At 56.0% G+C, this 1,291-nt stretch carries 1 protein-coding gene; it reads left to right on the plus strand.

Going from position 1 to position 1,291, the window contains the following annotated elements:
- The first annotated feature begins 273 nt into the window (after nt 1-273).
- On the plus strand, nt 274-1,269 hold the full coding sequence (locus AC1RKH_RS28070; RefSeq protein ID WP_493064620.1) for an IS110 family RNA-guided transposase: 996 nt from the start codon (nt 274-276) through the stop codon (nt 1,267-1,269).
- Nucleotides 1,270-1,291: the final 22 nt, after the last annotated feature.

Here is a 1,291-nt window from a genome sequence, read left to right on the forward strand (position 1 = left end):
CGGCAGCTCCTTGTATGTTGCACCGGAATCAAACGAGAGGATTTAATCTCGTCGGTGCACACATGCAAATGCGTTTCTGGGGGAGGCCGCTCGCTCCTGAAGGCAGGATGTTTCTGACCTTGTCCGTAGAGAGGCTCCCCCGCCTCATTGCCCACCACGAAGAGTATCGAGAAGCCGACAAGTCGGACTTCGCATTACAAGGTTGTAGCGGCATGAAGTTCGAGGTCGGGGGAACCGGAGACATTTTTGCCTTTTATCCAAGGAGTTGGAAGCATGAATGTTTATGTCGGTCTGGACATCGGCTCTCGCAGCATTGCCATGGCTTGGCGTAAGAAGGGTCGGCCAGCAGGAACCTGGGACATCGAACAGACAGCCAAGGGCCATAAGCTGGCGGTGAAAAAGCTGCTGGATTTGAAACCTCAAGGCATCGTCATGGAGGCGACGGGGGTTTACTACCTGGACTTCGCCATGGCCCTGGCTGAAGCCGGATTACCGGTCTCGGTGATCAACCCTAAAAGTTGCCACAACTTTGCGAAAGTCATGCTGACCAGCAGCAAAACCGACGCGATCGATGCGCAACTGCTGGCCGAATATGCCGAGCGCATGACGCCTCGCCTTTGGACCCCGCCCACTGCAGAACAGGTGGCCCTTCGCGCACTCGGACGTCATATCAATCGACTGATTGGCTCTCGCACTCGGGCCAAGAACCAGCTGCACGCCTTGAAAGCCACGCAAACGACGATACGGCTGCTGATCGAAGATGAAGAAGAGGCCATCGAAGCCTTAGACCGGCGTATCGATCGACTCAAACAAGCTGCTCGTGAACAGATCGCCCAGTGCCCGGAGCTGAGCGCTCAGCTGAAGCACATGATGGCCGCGCCCGGTGTAGGAGAAGCCTCGGCGATCACTGCGCTGGCGGAGCTGACAACGCTTCCCAAAACACTTAAATCGGCCCAAGTGAGTCGTCATGCTGGGTTGGATGTGCGACTGACCCAGTCCGGGACCAGCATCGACAAGCCGGGTCGAATGAGCAAAACAGGAAATGCCTACCTGCGCGCGGCGATGTTTATGCCAGCGCTGAGTGCAATTCGCTGCGATGACTATGTGAAAGCCTTCTACGCAGCGCTATTGGCTCGTGGAAAGAAGAAGATGCAAGCAATCGGAGCCGTCATGCGCAAATACCTGACAGGGCTGTGGGCATGCATCCGAACGGGAGAGGATTTTGATACGGCCAAGCTTTTCAGCGAAAAGCACTTCGCGAAAGCTTGACCGGAAACAGAGTATCTACGGG

The organism is Pseudomonas sp. GW822-FHT06B12 (genome assembly GCF_058799675.1).

Coding starts and splice junctions, on each gene's coding strand:
- AC1RKH_RS28070 (WP_493064620.1), top strand. CDS start 274: ATGAATGTTTATGTCGGTCTGGACATCGGCTCTCGCAGCATTGCCATG.